Origin of the sequence: Pseudomonas lalkuanensis, from assembly GCF_008807375.1 — a bacterium.
GTDB classification, from domain to species: Bacteria; Pseudomonadota; Gammaproteobacteria; order Pseudomonadales; family Pseudomonadaceae; genus Metapseudomonas; species Metapseudomonas lalkuanensis.
This window is the reverse complement of sequence record NZ_CP043311.1, coordinates 3,854,402-3,873,208: the sequence shown is the minus strand read 5'-3', so window position 1 is coordinate 3,873,208 and position 18,807 is coordinate 3,854,402. Positions and strand designations below refer to the sequence as shown.

Below are 18,807 nucleotides of genomic sequence, written 5' to 3'. Positions count from 1 at the left end.
AATGCGGCCTTTTTTATTTCCTTTCGCATCAGGCGTGAAGCGTTTCGGCTGCGTAGAGGGTGTTCTCCAGCAGGCAGGCGCGGGTCATGGGGCCAACGCCACCCGGAACCGGGGTGATCCAGCTGGCGCGTTGCTCGGCGACGTCGTATTCCACGTCGCCCACCAGCTTGCCGTCCTCTTGGCGGTTGATGCCGACGTCAATGACGATGGCGCCGGGCTTGATCCACTCGCCCTTGACCAGGCCAGGCTTGCCGGCGGCCACTACCACCAGGTCGGCATTGGCCACGTGGCCAGCCAGATCCTTGGTGAAGCGGTGGGTGACGGTCACGGTGCAGCCGGCCAGCAGCAGTTCCAGAGCCATGGGGCGGCCCACGATATTGGAAGCGCCCACTACCACGGCGTTCATGCCGTAGAGGTTCGCGCCAGTGCTTTCCAGCAGGGTCATGATGCCCTTGGGAGTGCAGGGGCGGAGGAGCGGGATACGCTGGGCCAGACGGCCGACGTTGTAAGGGTGGAAACCATCCACATCCTTGTCGGGATGGATGCGTTCCAGCAGTTGCGACGCATCAAGATGCTCCGGCAGCGGCAGCTGGACCAGGATGCCGTCGATGGCCGGGTCTTCATTGAGGCGATCGATCAGCGCCGCCAGTTCGGCCTGGCTGGTGCTAGCGGGCAGGTCATGGGCCTGGGAAAGAAAGCCGACTTCCTCGCAGTCCTTGCGCTTGTGGGCGACGTAGACCTGGGAGGCGGGATCGCTGCCGACCAGGATCACGGCGAGGCCGGGAACGCGAAGTCCTTGCTGGCGGCGCTCGGCGACACGTTGGGCTATCTGCTGGCGGAGGCGGGCGGCGATCGTTTTGCCGTCGATCAGTTGTGCGGTCATGACGCTAGATTAACCATCGGGAAGGGCTAAAAAGGGCGCGTATTCTCGCATGGAGGGGCGGGCGGGCAAAGGCGGGTGGTCTGCATTTTGTCCCGACGCCTATATCTTTCTGATTTTTTTAAATTTTCCTGTTGACGAGGGGTGGGGCTGGCTATAACATGCGCCCCGCTTGTCGAGCACAGCCTGTCGCTGGGTAAGACGGCCAAGGCGAATCCAGGTGATTCAACCTAAGCCGAAGCTTTATAGTCTGCTTGCAGATATAAGCGCCCGTAGCTCAGCTGGATAGAGCATCCGCCTTCTAAGCGGATGGTCGCAGGTTCGAGTCCTGCCGGGCGTGCCATTTGGCACATTTGGCACAAGCAATGCGCAATATGGTGGGCGTAGCTCAGTTGGTAGAGCACAGGATTGTGGCTCCTGGTGTCGTGGGTTCGATTCCCATCGTCCACCCCATATTCGAGAGAGCGCCAGGCACTGTGCCTGGCGTTTTCGTTTCAAGCGTTGCCTCTCGCGGACGTGGTGGAATTGGTAGACACACTGGATTTAGGTTCCAGCGCCGCAAGGCGTGAGAGTTCGAGTCTCTCCGTCCGCACCATGATGTTCGAGTCGTGCTGAGCAGTGGATGTTCCGCGAGTTTCTGGCGATTCTGGTTGTAAGGCGGTGGCTCCATGCTTCCGCTGCCGATGCTGGTCGGCAAATGCGTAATATGGTGGGCGTAGCTCAGTTGGTAGAGCACAGGATTGTGGCTCCTGGTGTCGTGGGTTCGATTCCCATCGTCCACCCCATATTCATGAAAGCGCCAGGCTCTTAGCCTGGCGTTTTCATTTCTGGTCTGTTCTCGGGGGTGGCGGTGTCCTGCTGTCGTGGGGGCAGGTCTCTGCCTGCCCCGAAACATCCCGATTTCTCTTTATTCCATTCCGTCGATTTGCCGGCTGTTTCTGGCGGGTGACTTCTGTAAATCGACCCACTAGAATGCATGCCCTTGATTCTGGGGCCGGAACGCCCGGCTTATGTCTGTGCAACGAGGATTATCCATGCAAGTTTCTGTAGAAAGCACCTCCGCTCTTGAGCGCCGCATGACCATCGGCGTGCCGGCCGAGCGCGTCGAGAACGAAGTGACCAAGCGCCTGCAGCAGACTGCCCGCCGCGCCAAGGTTGCCGGCTTCCGTCCGGGCAAGGTACCGATGAGCGTCATCCGTCAGCGCTTCGAGGACTCCGCTCGTCAGGAGGTCCTGGGCGACCTGATCCAGTCTTCCTTCTATGAAGCTGTTGTCGAGCAGAAGCTGAACCCGGCTGGCGCCCCGGCCGTTGAGCCGAAAGTGTTCGAGAAGGGCAAGGACCTGGAATACATCGCCACCTTCGAAGTATTCCCCGAGTTCCAGGTCGCCGGTTTCGACGGCATCGCCATCGAGCGCCTGCAGGCCGAAGTTGGCGACGCCGACGTCGACAACATGCTGGACATCCTGCGCAAGCAGAACACCCGCTTCGAAGCCGTTGAGCGCGCCGCCGAGAATGGCGATCAGCTGAACATCGATTTCGTCGGCAAGATCGACGGCGAAGCCTTCGCTGGCGGTTCCGCCAAGGGCACCCTGCTGGTCCTGGGCTCTGGCCGCATGATCCCGGGCTTCGAAGATGCCCTGGTTGGCGTCAAGGCTGGCGAAGAGCGCGTGATCAACCCGACCTTCCCGGCTGACTACCAGAACCTGGACCTGGCTGGTAAGACTGCTGAGTTCACTGTGACCGTAAACGGTGTGTCCGCTCCGCAACTGCCGGAACTGAACGACGAGTTCTTCACTCTGTTCGGTATCAAGGAAGGCGGTCTGGAAGGTTTCCGTGCCGAAGTTCGCAAGAACATGGAGCGCGAGCTGCGCCAGGCTACCAAGTCCAAGGTGAAGAACCAGGTGATGGACGGCCTGCTGGCTGCCAACCCGGTGGAAGTGCCGAAGGCCCTGATCGCCAATGAAGTGAACCGTCTGCGCGTCCAGGCTGTTCAGCAGTTCGGCGGCAACATCAATCCGGAGCAGCTGCCGGCGGAACTGTTCGAAGAGCAGGCCAAGCGTCGCGTTGTCCTGGGTCTGATCGTTGCTGAAGTGGTCAAGCAGTTCGAGCTGAAGCCCGACGAAGCCCGCGTGCGCGAACTGATCGAAGAGATGGCTTCCGCTTACCAGGAGCCGGAGCAGGTAGTGGCCTGGTACTACAAGAACGACCAGCAACTGAACGAAGTTCGTTCTGTTGTGCTGGAAGAACAAGTTGTAGATACTGTCCTGCAGAAGGCCAACGTAACCGACAAGTCGGTTTCCTACGAAGAGGCAGTCAAGCCGGCAGAAGCTCCGAAAGCCGACTGATTGTTCCGCCTCCTTCGAGCACACCATAAGCCAGCCTCCGAGCTGGCTTATGTGTCTTTGAGACATGACTATCCAATTAGGGAGTGATCGCAGGACATGTCCCGCAATTCTTTCGTGCAGCAAATGCCTGACATCCAAGCCGCCGGTGGCCTGGTGCCGATGGTGATCGAGCAGTCCGCCCGCGGCGAACGTGCTTATGACATCTATTCGCGCCTGTTGAAGGAGCGCGTGATCTTCCTGGTCGGCCCGGTCGAAGACTACATGGCCAACCTGGTAGTGGCGCAGCTGCTGTTCCTCGAGGCCGAGAACCCCGACAAGGACATCCAGCTCTACATCAACTCCCCGGGCGGCTCGGTAACCGCTGGTATGTCGATCTACGACACCATGCAGTTCATCAAGCCCGACGTTTCCACCCTCTGCATCGGTCAAGCGTGCAGCATGGGCGCACTGCTTCTGGCTGGTGGCGCTGCGGGCAAGCGTTACTGCCTGCCGCACTCGCGCATGATGATTCACCAGCCGTTGGGCGGTTTCCAGGGTCAGGCGTCGGATATCGAGATTCACGCTCGTGAAATCCTCACCATCCGGGAGCGCCTGAACAAGATCCTGGCTGACCACTGCGGTCAGCCGATCGACGTCATCGCCCGCGACACCGACCGTGACAACTTCATGAGTGGCGACGAGGCGGTCAAATACGGCCTTATCGACCAGGTGCTCAACAAGCGCCAGATCGCGGGCTAAGCCCATCCGCAAGACTGCGGCCGGAGAATATCCGGCCGTTTCGCGGGGTTGAAAATGCCCGCATTTGCCTTCATCTTGTGTTTCACGCCTACCCGATTGGATCGATCGAATGACTGACACCCGCAACGGCGAGGACAACGGCAAACTGCTTTATTGCTCCTTCTGCGGCAAAAGCCAGCACGAAGTACGCAAACTGATTGCTGGTCCCTCCGTATTCATCTGCGACGAGTGCGTCGACCTGTGCAACGACATCATCCGCGAGGAGGTGCAGGAAGCCCAGGCCGAAAGCAGTGCGCACAAACTGCCCGCACCCAAGGAAATCCGCACCATCCTCGACCAGTACGTGATTGGTCAGGAGCGTGCGAAGAAGGTCCTCGCGGTAGCGGTGTACAACCACTACAAGCGTCTTAACCAGCGCGACAAGAAAGATGACGTCGAACTGGGCAAGAGCAACATCCTGCTGATCGGCCCCACCGGCTCCGGAAAGACCCTGCTGGCTGAAACCCTGGCACGTCTGCTCAACGTACCCTTCACCATCGCTGACGCCACCACCCTCACCGAGGCTGGCTACGTTGGTGAAGACGTTGAAAACATCATCCAGAAATTGCTGCAGAAGTGTGATTACGACGTCGAGAAGGCCCAGATGGGCATCGTCTACATCGACGAAATCGACAAGATTTCCCGCAAGTCTGACAACCCGTCCATCACCCGTGACGTATCAGGCGAGGGCGTGCAGCAGGCCTTGCTGAAGCTGATCGAAGGCACTGTTGCCTCGGTGCCGCCGCAAGGTGGCCGCAAGCACCCGCAACAGGAGTTCCTGCAGGTCGATACCCGCAACATCCTGTTCATTTGCGGTGGCGCGTTCGCGGGCCTGGAGAAGGTGATCCAGAATCGCTCTACCAGGGGCGGAATCGGCTTCAACGCCGAAGTTCGCAGCAAGGACCTCGGCAAGAAGGTGGGCGAAGCCCTGCGCGAAGTGGAACCGGAAGATCTGGTGAAGTTCGGCCTGATTCCGGAGTTCGTAGGCCGTTTGCCAGTCATCGCCACCCTCGACGAGCTGGACGAGGCTGCCCTGATGCAGATTCTCACCGAGCCGAAGAACGCACTGACCAAGCAGTACGCCAAACTGTTCGAGATGGAGGGCGTTGACCTCGAGTTCCGACCGGATGCGCTGAAAGCCGTCGCCCATCGGGCGCTGGAGCGCAAGACCGGTGCTCGTGGCCTGCGTTCCATTCTCGAAGGTATCCTGCTCGACACCATGTATGAGATTCCCTCTCAAACAGATGTAAGCAAGGTAGTCATCGACGAAAGTGTCATCGAGGGATCGTCCAAGCCTCTGTTGATCTACGAGAACAACGAGCAGCCTGCCAAGGCGGCGCCTGACGCTTGATGAAACAAAGGGGCCTACGGGCCCCTTTGTATTTCCTGCCTCAAAGCTTGTTTTTTCCCTGACCTAACCCCATCTTAGGGCCAAGGGTTTTCCCATCTGTTTACGGCCTGAGGGCCGCCGTAGAGCTGATACCATGAATACGACTGCCGAATTACCTCTCCTGCCATTGCGCGATGTCGTGGTTTATCCGCACATGGTCATCCCGCTGTTCGTAGGGCGTGAGAAATCCATCGAGGCGCTCGAAGCGGCAATGACGGGAGACAAGCAGATTCTCCTGGTTGCCCAGAAGAACCCGGCCGATGACGATCCGGGCGAAGATGCCCTGTATCGCATGGGTACTGTCGCCACCGTACTTCAACTGCTCAAGCTGCCGGATGGCACCGTGAAAGTGCTGGTCGAGGGCGAGCAGCGTGGTTCCATCGAGCGATTCATCGAGGTCGACGGTCATTGCCGCGCTGAGGTCAGCCTGGTCGACGAAGTCGACGCGGGTGAGCGCGAATCCGAAGTATTCATCCGTAGCCTGCTCAGCCAGTTCGAACAGTATGTACAGCTGGGCAAGAAGGTGCCTTCCGAGGTTCTTTCTTCGCTGAACAGCATCGATGAGCCGGGCCGTCTGGTGGACACCATGGCTGCCCACATGGCGCTGAAGATCGAGCAGAAACAGGAAATCCTCGAGCTGACCGACCTCTCCGAGCGCGTCGAGCACGTTCTGGCGCTGCTGGATGCCGAGATCGACCTGCTGCAGGTCGAGAAGCGCATCCGTGGTCGCGTCAAGAAGCAGATGGAGCGCAGCCAGCGCGAGTACTACCTGAATGAGCAGATGAAGGCCATTCAGAAAGAGCTTGGCGATATCGACGAAGGTCACAACGAAGTCGAGGAGCTGAGGAAGCGTATCGACAATGCTGGCCTGACCAAGGAAGCGCTGGCCAAGGCCAACGCTGAACTGAATAAGCTGAAGCAGATGTCTCCGATGTCCGCTGAAGCGACCGTGGTGCGTTCCTACATCGATTGGCTGGTCAATGTGCCGTGGAAGGCCGAGAGCAAGGTTCGCCTGGATCTGGCAAAGGCCGAGGATATCCTCGATGCCGACCACTACGGCCTGGAAGAGGTCAAGGAACGTATCCTCGAGTACCTTGCCGTGCAGAAGCGCGTGAAGAAGGTCAAGGGTCCGGTGCTCTGCCTGGTTGGGCCGCCTGGCGTCGGCAAGACCTCGCTTGCCGAATCCATCGCCCGTGCCACCAACCGCAAGTTCGTACGCATGGCCTTGGGTGGCGTGCGTGACGAGGCAGAGATCCGTGGTCACCGCCGTACCTATATCGGTTCCATGCCGGGGCGTCTGATTCAGAAGATGACCAAGGTCGGCGTGCGCAACCCGCTGTTCCTTCTCGATGAAATCGACAAGATGGGCAGTGACATGCGCGGTGATCCGGCATCCGCACTGCTGGAAGTGCTCGACCCTGAGCAGAACCACAACTTCAACGACCACTACCTGGAGGTCGACTACGACCTCTCGGACGTGATGTTCCTGTGCACCGCCAACTCCATGAACATTCCGGCTCCGTTGCTGGATCGTATGGAGGTGATCCGTCTGCCGGGTTACACCGAGGACGAAAAGGTCAATATCGCGGTCAAATACCTCGCGCCCAAGCAGACCAAGGCCAACGGCCTGAAGAAGGGCGAGCTGGAATTCGACGAAGCGGCCATCCGCGACATCATTCGTTACTACACCCGCGAAGCCGGTGTGCGCAGCCTCGAGCGCCAGCTCGCCAAAGTGTGCCGCAAGGCCGTGAAGGAGCACGCTCGTGAGAAGCGCTTCGCGGTTCAGGTCACCGCCGAATCGCTTGAACACTATCTGGGCGTTCGCAAGTACCGTTACGGGCTGGCCGAGCAGCAGGATCAGATCGGTCAAGTGACCGGCCTGGCCTGGACCCAGGTTGGCGGCGAGCTGCTGACTATCGAAGCGGCGGTCGTTCCCGGCAAGGGGCAACTGACCAAGACCGGTTCGCTGGGCGACGTGATGGCTGAATCCATCACCGCTGCTCTGACTGTGGTGCGCAGCCGCGCGAAGAGCCTGGGTATTCCGGCTGACTTCCACGAAAAGCGCGACATCCATATCCATATGCCGGAAGGCGCTACTCCGAAAGATGGTCCGAGTGCCGGTATCGGTATGTGCACCGCCCTGGTTTCGGCCATGACGCAGATTCCGGTTCGTGCCGATGTGGCCATGACGGGGGAAATTACTCTGCGCGGACAGGTGCTCGCGATTGGTGGTCTGAAAGAGAAATTACTGGCCGCACATCGTGGTGGAATCAAGACCGTGATCATTCCCGAAGAGAATGTGCGTGATCTGAAAGAAATTCCCGAAAATATCAAGCAAGACTTGGCGATTAAACCAGTTAAATGGATTGACGAGGTCCTGCAAATTGCGCTGCAATACGCCCCGGAGCCCTTGCCCGATGCGGCTCCGGAGATGGTTGCAAAGGATGACAAGCGCGAGACTGATTCCAAGGAGCGAATCAGCACGCATTAGCCGGGGGGCTTTCTTGACACATTTTTCGAGCCCTTGTTATAAGAGCGGCTCTTATGTGTTGGCAGGCCATCCAGCACCCGCTTTGCTTACACCAAACAACTAAGAAACAACTCAACAGAAATAAGGGGACTTAAGAGTGAACAAGTCGGAACTGATCGATGCTATCGCCGCATCTGCTGACATCCCGAAAGCTGTAGCTGGCCGCGCGCTGGACGCAGTTATCGAATCCGTTACTGGCGCTCTGAAGGCTGGTGACTCCGTAGTGCTGGTTGGCTTCGGTACTTTCGCTGTTAAAGAGCGTGCTGCTCGTACTGGCCGCAACCCGCAGACTGGCAAGCCGATCAAGATCGCTGCTGCCAAGATCCCTGGCTTCAAGGCCGGCAAAGCTCTGAAAGACGCCGTCAACTAAGCGTCTTTCGGGCTCTGCCCGACCGGGCCGGGTTCAGCCTGGCCCGATAGCGGAGTGGTGGAAGCGAAAGGTTACTTCCTACTGCCGGAGAGTTCGAATCTCAGACTCCGCAAGCTACGAGAAGGCGCATCCTTGGATGCGCCTTTCTCATATTCGGATACTCTACCCGCGTTACTCGGTTGCGATCCCATGCAACCGTTTCTGGGGGACGCATGCTGCAGAACATTCGGGACAATTCACAGGGGTGGATTGCCAAAACCATTATTGGCGTCATCATCGCGCTGCTGGCGCTGACCGGTTTCGACGCCATCTTCAATGCCACCAGCAATCGCCAGAACGCGGCTGAGGTCAACGGTGACGAAATCACCCTGGACCAGCTGAGCGAAGCGGTGAACATGCAGCGCCGGCAGCTGCAACAGCAGCTGGGCAAGGACTTCGACGCGTCCTTGCTGGACGAGAAGCTGCTGCGTGAGGCCGCATTGAAAGGCCTGATCGAGCGCAAGCTCCTGCTGCAAGGTGCGAAGGATGCCGATTTCGCCTTCTCGCAGGGCTCCATTGACCAGCTGATCCTGCAGACGCCGGAATTCCAGGTGGACGGCAAGTTCAACGCCGACCGCTTCGACCAGGTCATCCGCCAGATGAACTACAACCGTCTGCAATTCCGCCAGATGCTGGAGCAGGAAATGCTCATCGGCCAGCTGCGTGCCGGTCTGGCTGGCAGCGGTTTCGTGACTGATGCTGAAGTTGAAGCCTTCGCCCGCCTGGAAAAGCAGACCCGCGATTTCGCGACCTTGACCCTGAAGGCCGACCCGGCTGCGGTCAGCGTTTCCGATGACGAGGTCAAGGCTTACTACGACGGCCACTCCGATCAGTTCATGAGCCCTGAACAGGTGGTGATCGAGTACGTCGAACTGAAGAAGTCTGCCTTCTTCAGCCAGGTCGAAGCCAAGGAGGAAGACCTCAAGGCCCAGTACCAGAAAGAGATCAGCAACCTTGCCGAACAGCGTCAGGCCGCCCACATCCTGGTGGAGGTCAATGACAAACTGAACGAAGAGCAGGCCAAGGCCAAGATCGAGCAGATCAAGCAGCGCCTGGACAAGGGCGAAGACTTCGCAGCGCTGGCCAAGGAGTTCTCCGACGATTCCGGTTCTGCTGCCAACGGCGGCGACCTCGGTTTTGCCGGTCCTGGCGTCTACGAGCCCGCGTTCGAAGAGTCGTTGTATGCACTGAAGCAGGGCGAAGTTTCCGCCCCGGTGCGCACCCAGTACGGCTGGCACCTGATCAAGCTGCTGGGCGTGCAGGCACCTGATGTGCCGAGCTTCGAGAGCCTGAAACCGAAGCTCGAGCATGACATCAAGGCCCAGCAGGTCGAGCAGCGCTTCGTCGAGGTGAGCAAGGAGCTGGAAGATGCCGCGTTCGAGGCGTCCGACCTTGCCCAGCCGGCCCAGGAACTGAACCTGGAAGTGAAGACCAGCGCGCCCTTCGGCCGTGAAGGCGGTGAAGGCCTGACTGCCAATCGCCAGGTGCTCCAGGCTGCCTTCAGCCCGGAAGTGCTGGAAGACGGCGCCAACAGCTCGGCCATCGAACTGGATCCGGATACCGTCGTCGTCCTGCGTGCGAAAGAGCACAAGAAGCCTGAGCAGCTGGCACTGGAGAAGGTCAGTGACAGCATTCGTCAGCATCTGCAGAGCCAGAAGGCCAGCGAAGCTGCCAAGACCAAGGGCGATGCCCTGATCGCCAGCCTGCGTGAAGGCAAGACTCCGATCGAGCAGGCGCAGGACGGTCAGTCCTGGCAGGTGGTGGAAGCCGCTACTCGCAGCCAGGAGGGTGTTGATCCGGTGCTGCTGCAGGCGCTGTTCCGCATGGCCAAGCCGGCCGCAGCCGACAAGCCGGAATTCACTGGCGTGAAGCTGAACGATGGCGATTACGTGGTGATCCGCCTGAACGGTGTGAACCAGTCGGAAGAGAAGCTCTCCGAGCAGGAAAAGGCGATGTATAGCCGCTTCCTGGCCTCGCGCAGTGGCCAACAGGACTTCGCTGCGTTCCGTCGTCAGCTGGAAGAAAAAGCGAAGATCGAACGCTTCTGATCGACTCGCTGAAGAAAAGGCCGCTTAAGCGGCCTTTTTCTTTTGCGCGTGCCCGGAGTCGCTTCGAGAGCAGAACTCGCTCCTACGAGGCGAATGCATTCAAACGCTGCACAAAAAAGCCCGCACGAGTGCGGGCTTTTCCGTCAGGGCGACTATCAGTCTTCGATATTGCCCATGGCGGTGGTATTGAAGCCACCGTCGACGTACATGATTTCGCCGCTGATACCCGAAGCCAGGTCGGAGCAGAGGAAGGCGCCGGCGTTGCCGACTTCTTCGATGGTCACGTTGCGGCGCAGGGGGGTCTGCTTCTCGTTGGCGGCAAGCATCTTGCGGAAGCTCTTGATGCCGGAAGCGGCCAGTGTACGGATCGGGCCGGCAGAGATGGCGTTGACGCGGGTGCCTTCCGGGCCGAGGCTGCCGGCCAGGTAACGGACGCCGGCTTCCAGGCTGGCCTTGGCCATGCCCATGACGTTGTAGTTCGGCATGGTGCGCTCGGCGCCCAGGTAGGACAGGGTCAGCAGGCTACCGTTGCGGCCTTTCATCATTTCGCGGCCGGCCTTGGCCAGGGCCACGAAGCTGTAGGCGCTGATATCGTGGGCAATGCGGAAACCTTCGCGAGTGGTGACTTCGGTGAAGTCGCCATCCAGCTGGTCGCCCGGGGCGAAGCCAACGGAGTGCACGATGCAGTCCAGGCCATCCCACTTCTTGCTCAGGGCCTCGAAGACCGCGGCGATCTCTTCGTCCTTGGCCACGTCGCAGGGGAAGCAGAGCTCGGCGCTGGAACCCCAGCCCTCGGCGAATTCTTCCACGCGGCCCTTCAGTTTTTCGTTCTGATAGGTGAAGGCGAGCTCGGCGCCTTCGCGGTGCATGGCTGCAGCGATGCCCGATGCGATGGACAGTTTGCTGGCTACGCCAACGATCAGTACGCGCTTACCGGCGAGAAAACCCATGTGCTTTCATCCTCTTCTGGTTAATGGGCAGTTCCCGGAGCCAGGAATGCGGCTTCCAGCAACTGCTTCGTATAGCTGTGCTGCGGGGCGGCGAAGATGGCATCGGCCGGACCCTGTTCGACCACCTGCCCGTGCTTGATCACCATCAGCTGGTGACTCAATGCCCGGACCACCGCCAGATCATGGCTGATGAACAGGTAGGTCAGGTCGTACTTGGTCTGTAGCCTGCGTAATAACTCCACTACCTGGCGCTGAACCGTCCGGTCGAGCGCCGAGGTGGGCTCGTCCAGCAGGATCAGTGCCGGTTTCAGCACCAATGCCCGGGCAATGGCAATCCGCTGCCGCTGCCCGCCGGAAAACTCGTGGGGGTAGCGGTGCCGGGTTTCCGGGTCCAGTCCTACCTCCAGGAGCGCGTCGATGATGGCCTGTTCCTGCTCCGCCTCGGTGCCGATGCGGTGGATCCGCAAGCCCTCGCCGACAATGTCGCCCACGCACATGCGTGGGCTGAGACTGCCGAAGGGGTCCTGGAAGACCACCTGCATCTGCCGCCGGAACGGCCGCACTTCACCCTGCGACAGTCCATCCAGGGCCTCGCCCTGGAAGCGGATACCGCCGCGACTGCCCAGCAGCCGAAGGATCGCCAGGCCCAGTGTGGACTTGCCGGAGCCGCTTTCGCCCACGATTCCCAGGGTCTGGCCCTGCGGCAGGCTGAAATTGACACCGTCCACCGCCTTGACGTGATCCACAGTGCGCCGCAACAGCCCTTTCTTGATCGGGAACCACACGCGCAGGTCTTCGACCTCCAACAGTGGCGCCCCCGCGGGGTTCTCCGCCGGCCGGCCCGAAGGCTCGGCGCCGAGCAGTTCCCGGGTGTAGGGATGCTGCGGTGCGTGGAACAGCTCATCACACGACGCTTGTTCGACGATGCAACCGCGCTGCATGACACATACGCGATGCGCAATTCGCCGAACCAGGTTCAGGTCATGGCTGATCAGCAGCAGCGCCATGCCCAGGCGGGCCTGCAATTCCTTGAGCAGCTCGAGGATTTTCAGCTGCACGGTGACGTCCAGCGCCGTGGTCGGCTCGTCGGCGATCAGCAGCTCCGGCTCGTTGGCCAGCGCCATGGCGATCATCACCCGTTGCCGCTGTCCGCCGGAAAGCTCGTGGGGAAAGGCCTTGAGCCGCTTGTGCGGTTCAGGAATGCCGACCAGTTCCAGCAGCTCCAGGGTGCGCTTGGTGGCGGCCTTGCCGGTCAGGCCCTTGTGAAGGGCGAGCACCTCATTGATCTGCTTCTCGATGCTGTGCAGCGGGTTCAGCGAGGTCATGGGCTCCTGGAAGACCATGGCGATGCGGTTGCCGCGAATGCCACGCAGCTTGGCTTCGGGCAGCTTCAGCAAGTCCTTGCCCGAGTAGTTGATGCTGCCGCTCGGATGGCGGGCGAGCGGGTAGGGCAGCAGGCGCAGGATGGAGTGCGCCGTCACCGACTTGCCGGAGCCGCTTTCTCCCACCAGCGCGAGGGTTTCGCCCTTGCGGATGTCGAAGCTGACGCCCTCGACCACGCGCTGGACCTTCTCGCCTGCGACGAACTCGACGGAGAGGTCGCGGATTTCAATCAGGTTCTCGCTCATCTCACTTCCTCGGGTCGAAGGCATCGCGCGCGGCTTCGCCGATGAACACCAACAGGGTCAGCATGGCCGCCAGCACCAGGAAGGCGGATATGCCCAGCCAGGGTGCCTGCAGGTTGGACTTGCCCTGGGCCACCAGCTCGCCAAGGGACGGGGCTCCCGGCGGCAGGCCGAAGCCGAGGAAGTCCAGCGCGGTGAGGGTGCCGATGGCGCCGGTGAGGATGAACGGCATGAAGGTCATGGTGGACACCATGGCGTTGGGCAGGATGTGGCGGAACATGATGGCGCCGTTCTGCATGCCCAGGGCGCGCGCGGCGCGCACGTACTCCAGGTTGCGGCCACGCAGGAATTCGGCGCGCACTACGTCCACGAGACTCATCCAGGAGAACAGCAGCATGATGCCCAGCAGCCACCAGAAGTTCGGCTGCACGAAGCTGGCGAGGATGATCAGCAGGTAGAGCACCGGCAAGCCGGACCAGATTTCCAGGAAACGTTGTCCGGCAAGGTCTACCCAGCCGCCGTAGAAGCCCTGCAGGGCACCGGCGATCACGCCGATGATGGAGCTCAGAATGGTCAGGGTCAGGGCGAACAGCACCGAGACGCGGAAGCCGTAGATGACCCGCGCCAGGACATCGCGGCCCTGGTCGTCGGTACCGAGCCAGTTGTCCGCCGAGGGCGGTGCGGGGGCTGGAACCTTGAGTTCGTAGTTGATGGTGTCGTAGCTGAACGGAATGGGGGCCCAGATCATGCTGCCGCCCTTGGACTCGATGAGTTCGCGGATATAGGGCGTCTTGTAGTTGGCTTCCAGGGGGAATTCGCCGCCGAAGGCGGTTTCCGGATAGCGCTTGAGGACGGGGAAATACCACTGGCCGTCATAGCTCACGGCCAGCGGCTTGTCGTTGGCGATCAGCTCGGCGCCCAGGCTCAGGACGAAGAGGATCAGGAACAGCCAGAGCGACCACCAGCCGCGTTTGTTGGCCTTGAAACGCTCGAAGCGCCGCTGGTTGATGGGGGAGAGTGCCATGCTCAACCCTCCCGGCTTTCGAAGTCGATGCGCGGATCGACCAGGGTGTAGGTGAGATCGCCGATCAGTTTCACGACCAGTCCCAGCAAGGTGAAGATGAAGAGCGTGCCGAACACCACGGGATAGTCGCGGTTCAGTGCGGACTCGAAGCTCAGGAGGCCCAGGCCGTCGAGGGAGAAGATCACCTCGATCAGCAGGGAGCCGGTAAAGAAGATGCCGATGAAGGCCGCCGGGAAGCCGGCGATGATCAGCAGCATCGCGTTGCGGAATACGTGACCGTAGAGCACGCGATTTTCCGACAGGCCCTTGGCACGGGCGGTGATCACGTACTGCTTGTTGATCTCGTCGAGGAAGCTGTTCTTGGTCAGCAGGGTGAGGGTGGCGAAGTTGCCGATCACCAGGGCGGTCACCGGCAGGGCCAGGTGCCAGAAGTAGTCGAGGATCTTGCCGGTGAAGCTCAGCTCGTCGAAGTTGTTCGAGGTCAGCCCGCGCAGGGGGAACCAGTCGAAGTAGCTGCCTCCAGCGAACAGGACGATCAGCAGGATGGCGAAGAGGAAGGCTGGGATGGCGTAGCCGACGATGATCGCCGTGCTGCTCCAGACGTCGAAGGCGCTGCCGTGGCGCACTGCCTTGGCGATGCCCATCGGGATGGACACCAGGTACATGATCAGGGTGCTCCAGAGCCCGAGGGAGATGGACACCGGCAACTTCTCGATGATCAGGTCGATGACTTTGGCGTCACGGAAGAAGCTCGTGCCGAAGTCCAGCTTCAGGTAGCTGGTGATCATCAGCCAGAAGCGCTCGGGGGCCGGCTTGTCGAAGCCGTACATCTTCTCGATCTCGGCCACCAGTTCCGGGTCCAGGCCCTGTGCGCCGCGGTAGTTGGAGCCCGCGGTGGCCACCTCCGAGCCGCCGCCGGAAATGCGCCCGGTGGCGCCGCCCGCTGCGGCGTCGAAGCCTTCCAGCTTGGCGATCATCTGCTCCACCGGGCCGCCGGGGGCGGCCTGGATGATGATGAAGTTGATCAGCAGGATGCCGAACAGGGTGGGAATGATCAGCAGCAGTCGACGCAGTATGTAGGCAAGCATTTACTGGGCATCCGGCGCGGAAGTGGTTTGCTCGGGCTGGCTGGCAGCTTCCGCGCCCGGTACCTGCCACCAGGTCATCAGGCCGAAGTCGTAGAGCGGCGTGTGCTGCGGACGCTGGAGCTGCTTCCAGTAGGCCACGCGGTAGGTGTCCACGTAGTAGTTGGGCACCACGTAGTGCCCCCACAGCAGCACCCGGTCAAGGGCGCGAGCGTGTTCCACCAGGCTCTGGCGCGAGTCGGCGCGGATCAGGGCCTCCACCAGTTTGTCGATGGCCGGGTCGCGCAGGCCGATGAAGTTGCGGCTGCCGGCGCTGTCGGCGCTGCGCGAGTGCCAGAACTCCATCTGCTCGTTGCCCGGCGAGTTGGACTGGCCCCAGGTGGCAGGGATCATGTCGAAGTCGCGGGAACGCAGGCGGTTGATGTACTGGGAAACGTCCACGCGCCGGATCTGCAGGTCGATGCCGAGCTCCGCCAGGTTGCGCTTGAAAGGCAGGATCACCCGCTCCAGGTTGGCCTGGGCGATGAGGAACTCGAAGGCCAGCGGCTTGCCGTCCGGGCCGACCATCTTGTCGTTCTCGATCTTGTAGCCAGCTTCCGTGAGCAACTGGTAGGCGCGGCGTTTCTGCTCGCGGATGATGCCGCTGCCATCGCTGACCGGCGGCTGGAACACCTGGGTGAACACCTCGTCCGGCACCTGGCCCTTCAGCGGTTCGAGGATCTTCAGTTCATTGGCATCGGGTATCTCGTGGGCGGCCATCTCCGAGTTCTCGAAGTAGCTGCTGGTGCGTTTGTAGGAACTGAAGAATAACTGCTTGTTGGCCCATTCGAAGTCGAACAGCAAGGCGATGGCCTCGCGCACGCGGCGGTCCTGGAATACCGGCCGGCGAATGTTGAAGGCAAAGCCCTGCATCCCGGTGGGGTTATGGTTCGGGATGGCTTCCTTGACGATCTTGCCGGCGCGCAGGGCAGGGCTGTCGTAGCCGGTGGCCCAGTCCTTGGCGGAGTACTCCAGGTTGAAGTCGAACTGCCCGGCCTTGAAGGCTTCCAGGGCAACCGACATGTCGCGGTAGTAATCCACCGTGATGGCGTCGAAGTTGTAGTAGCCGCGGGTTACCGGCAGGTCCTTGGCCCACCAGTCCTTGACCCGCTCGTAGCGGATCGAGCGGCCGGCATCCACCTTGGTGATGCGGTAGGGGCCGCTGCCCACCGGCGGCTCCAGTCCAGTCTTGCCGAAGTCGCGGCCGTCCCAGTAGTGCTTGGGCAGCACCTGGATCTGACCGAGGATCAGGGGCAGCTCGCGGTTGCCGGAATGCTTGAAGTCGAAGCGCACGCGCTGCTTGTCCTCGGCCTCCACCTTGGCCACGTCCGCGTAGTAGTGGCGGTACATCGGGTCGCCGTGTTCGACCAGGGTATTGAAGGTGAAGACCACGTCTTCGGCGGTCACCGGCTGGCCGTCGTTGAAGCGCGCCTTGGGGTTCAGGTAGAAGCGCACGTAGCTGTTGTCCGGCGCCTTCTCGATCTTCTCCGCCAGCAGGCCATATTCGGTGAAGGGCTCGTCGGGGGAATGGAAGGTGAGGCTGTCGTAGATCAGGCCGAGCTGGTCCGCCGAGTTGCCGCGCGGGATGAAGGGGTTGAGGCTGTCGAAGCCGCCGACGCCGGAGAGACGCAGCACGCCGCCTTTGGGGGCGTCCGGGTTGACCCAGGAGAAGTGCTTGAAGTCGGCCGGGTACTTGGCGGGTTCGTCGTACAGGGTGATGGCGTGTTTGGGCTCGGCGATGGCGAGTCCGGCCAGTGACAGCAGCAGGGCGCCGCAGCCTTGCAGGCAAAGGGTGCGCAGCGTTTTGCTCATCGGGCGTTCTCCGTGGGCTTCAGCCACCAGGCACGCAGGCCCAGGGTATAGGGCGGCGTGGTGACGAAGGCGAACCGGTTGCGGTACGCCAGGCGGTGATAGTTGATGTACCAGTTGGGGATGCTGTAGTGCTCCCAGAGCAGGGTGCGGTCGAGGGCGCGCGCGGCGGCCAACTGCTCGTCTCGGCTCTGGGCGCCGAGGAGCTTGTCGATCATTTCGTCGGCCACCGGGTTGGCGACACCCGCGTAATTCTTGCTGCCTTTCACGCCCACCTGGCTGGAGTGGAAGTACAGGTATTGCTCCAGGCCGGGACTCAGGGTTTGTGGCAGGGTCATCAGGATCATGTCGTAGTCGAAGTGGTCCAGGCGCTGCTTGTACTGGGCGCGGTCCACCGTGCGCAGGCTGACGTCGATGCCGATGCTGGCGAGGTTTTCGCGATAGGGCTGGAGGATGCGTTCAAGGTTCGGGTTGACCAGCAGGATTTCGAATCGCAGCGGCTGGCCGCGATCATTCAGCAACCGCTGGCCGGACAACTTCCAGCCCGCTTCCGCCAATAGACCGAGGGCGCGGCGAAGGGTTTCCCGCGGGATGCCGCGACCTTCGGTAGTGGGCACCTGGAACGGCTGGGTGAAGAGCGCTTCCGGCAGTTCCTTGCGGTGTGGCGACAGCAGCAGCCACTCATGTCCTTCGGGCTTGCCCACTGCGCCGAACTCGCTGTTCGGGTAGTAGCTGGCTGCGCGCATGTAGGCGTTGTTGAACAGGGTGCGGTTGGTCCATTCGAAGTCGAACATCAGCCCCATCGCCTCGCGCACCTTGCGGTCGCCGAACACCGCGCGGCGGGTGTTCATGAACAGCGCCTGGGTCTGCGTCGGGATCTGGTGCGGAATCTCGGCACGGATCACGTCACCCCTGGCAATGGCCGGGAAACGATAGCCGTTTGCCCAGTTCTTCGCCTGGTGCTCGATGTAGAAGTCGAACTCGCCTGCCTTGAAGGCTTCGAAGGCGACGTTGCTGTCGCGGTAGAACTCCACCTCGACCCGGTCGAAGTTGTACTTGCCGCGATTGGCCGGCAGTTTCTCGCCCCACCAGTCCTTGACCCGTTCGAACACCAGGCTGCGCCCCGGCTGGACCTGGGTGATGCGGTAGGGGCCGCTGCCGAGCGGCGGCTCGAAGGTGGTGGCCTTGAAATCGCGATCCTTCCAGTAATGCTGGGGCAGCACCGGCAACTCGCCGAGCCGCAGGATCAGCAGCGGATTGCCGGCGCGCTTGAGCACGAAGCGGATGCTGTGGCGGTTGAGGATGTCGACCCGCTTCACTTCCTGCAGGCTGGTGCGGTACTGCGGGTGTCCATTCTTGACCAGGGTGCGGTAGGAGAAGGCCACGTCATAGGCGGTGATCGGCTTGCCGTCGTGGAACCGGGCTTGCTCGCGCAGGTTGAATACCACCCAGCTCCGGTCTTCGCTGTATTCGACACTTTTCGCGATCAGGCCGTAGCTGGAGGCCGGCTCGTCGCCGGAGGGGTCGTACTGACCGGTGCCCACCATCAGCGGCTCGTTCAGTTCGGTCACGCCATACTGCGGGAAATTGGGCGTGGACACCGGGCTGGTACCCTTGAAGGTGTAAGGGTTGAGGGTGTCGAAGGTGCCGAAGGCCATGACCCGCAGGGTGCCGCCCTTGGGGGCGCTGGGGTTGACCCAGTCGAAATGCTCGAAGTTGGCCGGATATTTCAGGGTGCCGAACTGGGCGTAGCCGTGACTTTCGATAAGGCTGGCAAAGCAGGGTTGCGCCAGCAGGCCGATGAGCATGAATGCAAGGCGACGCATCAGGCGGAGGTCCGATCCATGGCTATCGTGTCAGGCATGTGGGCGCTGGCCTCGCTGGCGGTATCGCGCG

The 18,807-nt window shown here is 61.2% G+C and carries 13 protein-coding genes and 4 tRNA genes; 10 read left to right on the top strand and 7 right to left on the bottom strand.

All coding sequences use genetic code 11. The features are described from left to right. Positions 1 to 28: 28 nt before the first annotated feature. On the bottom strand, positions 29 to 883 hold the full coding sequence (gene folD / locus FXN65_RS18055) for a bifunctional methylenetetrahydrofolate dehydrogenase/methenyltetrahydrofolate cyclohydrolase FolD (protein ID WP_151134944.1): 855 nt from the start codon (positions 881 to 883) through the stop codon (positions 29 to 31). 263 nt (positions 884 to 1,146) lie between these two features. On the opposite strand from folD, the gene FXN65_RS18050 reads away from it, so the two are divergent. The 10 genes from FXN65_RS18050 to FXN65_RS18005 all read left to right on the top strand — a co-directional run bounded on the left by FXN65_RS18050 (position 1,147) and on the right by FXN65_RS18005 (position 10,379). After that, a tRNA-Arg gene (locus tag FXN65_RS18050) sits at positions 1,147 to 1,223 on the top strand. 34 nt (positions 1,224 to 1,257) lie between these two features. Continuing rightward, positions 1,258 to 1,333, top strand: a tRNA-His gene (locus FXN65_RS18045). 57 nt (positions 1,334 to 1,390) lie between these two features. Continuing rightward, positions 1,391 to 1,475: transfer RNA gene (locus FXN65_RS18040), tRNA-Leu, on the top strand. A 114-nt stretch (positions 1,476 to 1,589) separates the two neighbouring features. Next, a tRNA-His gene (locus tag FXN65_RS18035) sits at positions 1,590 to 1,665 on the top strand. Between the two features lie 249 nt (positions 1,666 to 1,914). Then, positions 1,915 to 3,225, top strand: coding sequence for a trigger factor (tig, locus tag FXN65_RS18030; RefSeq protein WP_151134942.1), 1,311 nt, complete (start codon positions 1,915 to 1,917; stop codon positions 3,223 to 3,225). Positions 3,226 to 3,321: 96 nt separating this feature from the next. Beyond that, positions 3,322 to 3,963, top strand: a complete 642-nt coding sequence (gene clpP, locus FXN65_RS18025; RefSeq protein WP_151134940.1) for an ATP-dependent Clp endopeptidase proteolytic subunit ClpP — start codon at positions 3,322 to 3,324, stop codon at positions 3,961 to 3,963. 109 nt (positions 3,964 to 4,072) lie between these two features. Then, on the top strand, positions 4,073 to 5,353 hold the full coding sequence (gene clpX / locus FXN65_RS18020) for an ATP-dependent Clp protease ATP-binding subunit ClpX (protein ID WP_028627763.1): 1,281 nt from the start codon (positions 4,073 to 4,075) through the stop codon (positions 5,351 to 5,353). A 133-nt stretch (positions 5,354 to 5,486) separates the two neighbouring features. Continuing rightward, on the top strand, positions 5,487 to 7,883 hold the full coding sequence (gene lon / locus FXN65_RS18015; protein WP_151134938.1) for an endopeptidase La: 2,397 nt from the start codon (positions 5,487 to 5,489) through the stop codon (positions 7,881 to 7,883). Between the two features lie 136 nt (positions 7,884 to 8,019). Next, complete coding sequence (gene hupB, locus FXN65_RS18010; RefSeq protein ID WP_003087931.1) at positions 8,020 to 8,292, top strand: nucleoid-associated protein HU-beta; 273 nt, start codon at positions 8,020 to 8,022, stop codon at positions 8,290 to 8,292. Positions 8,293 to 8,504: 212 nt separating this feature from the next. Beyond that, positions 8,505 to 10,379, top strand: coding sequence for a SurA N-terminal domain-containing protein (locus tag FXN65_RS18005; protein ID WP_151134936.1), 1,875 nt, complete (start codon positions 8,505 to 8,507; stop codon positions 10,377 to 10,379). Positions 10,380 to 10,534: 155 nt separating this feature from the next. Here FXN65_RS18005 and fabI read toward each other — a convergent pair whose 3' ends face one another. Genes fabI through FXN65_RS17975 form a run of 6 tightly spaced genes read right to left on the bottom strand, consistent with a single transcriptional unit; the run spans position 10,535 to position 18,737 of the window. Next, the gene (gene fabI / locus FXN65_RS18000) at positions 10,535 to 11,329 is read right to left on the bottom strand and encodes an enoyl-ACP reductase FabI (RefSeq protein WP_151134934.1); all 795 of its coding nucleotides are present in this window, start codon (positions 11,327 to 11,329) and stop codon (positions 10,535 to 10,537) included. 20 nt (positions 11,330 to 11,349) lie between these two features. After that, positions 11,350 to 12,957 (bottom strand): ABC transporter ATP-binding protein, encoded by a 1,608-nt coding sequence (locus FXN65_RS17995; protein ID WP_151134932.1) that lies wholly within the window; start codon positions 12,955 to 12,957, stop codon positions 11,350 to 11,352. A gap of 1 nt (position 12,958) precedes the next feature. After that, complete coding sequence (locus FXN65_RS17990; protein ID WP_151134930.1) at positions 12,959 to 13,978, bottom strand: ABC transporter permease; 1,020 nt, start codon at positions 13,976 to 13,978, stop codon at positions 12,959 to 12,961. Between the two features lie 2 nt (positions 13,979 to 13,980). Next, on the bottom strand, positions 13,981 to 15,066 hold the full coding sequence (locus FXN65_RS17985; protein ID WP_151134928.1) for a microcin C ABC transporter permease YejB: 1,086 nt from the start codon (positions 15,064 to 15,066) through the stop codon (positions 13,981 to 13,983). After that, positions 15,067 to 16,914, bottom strand: coding sequence for an extracellular solute-binding protein (locus FXN65_RS17980; protein WP_151134926.1), 1,848 nt, complete (start codon positions 16,912 to 16,914; stop codon positions 15,067 to 15,069). Next, positions 16,911 to 18,737 (bottom strand): extracellular solute-binding protein, encoded by a 1,827-nt coding sequence (locus FXN65_RS17975; RefSeq protein ID WP_151134924.1) that lies wholly within the window; start codon positions 18,735 to 18,737, stop codon positions 16,911 to 16,913. The genes FXN65_RS17980 and FXN65_RS17975 overlap by 4 nt, the downstream gene beginning before the upstream one ends. Positions 18,738 to 18,807: the final 70 nt, after the last annotated feature.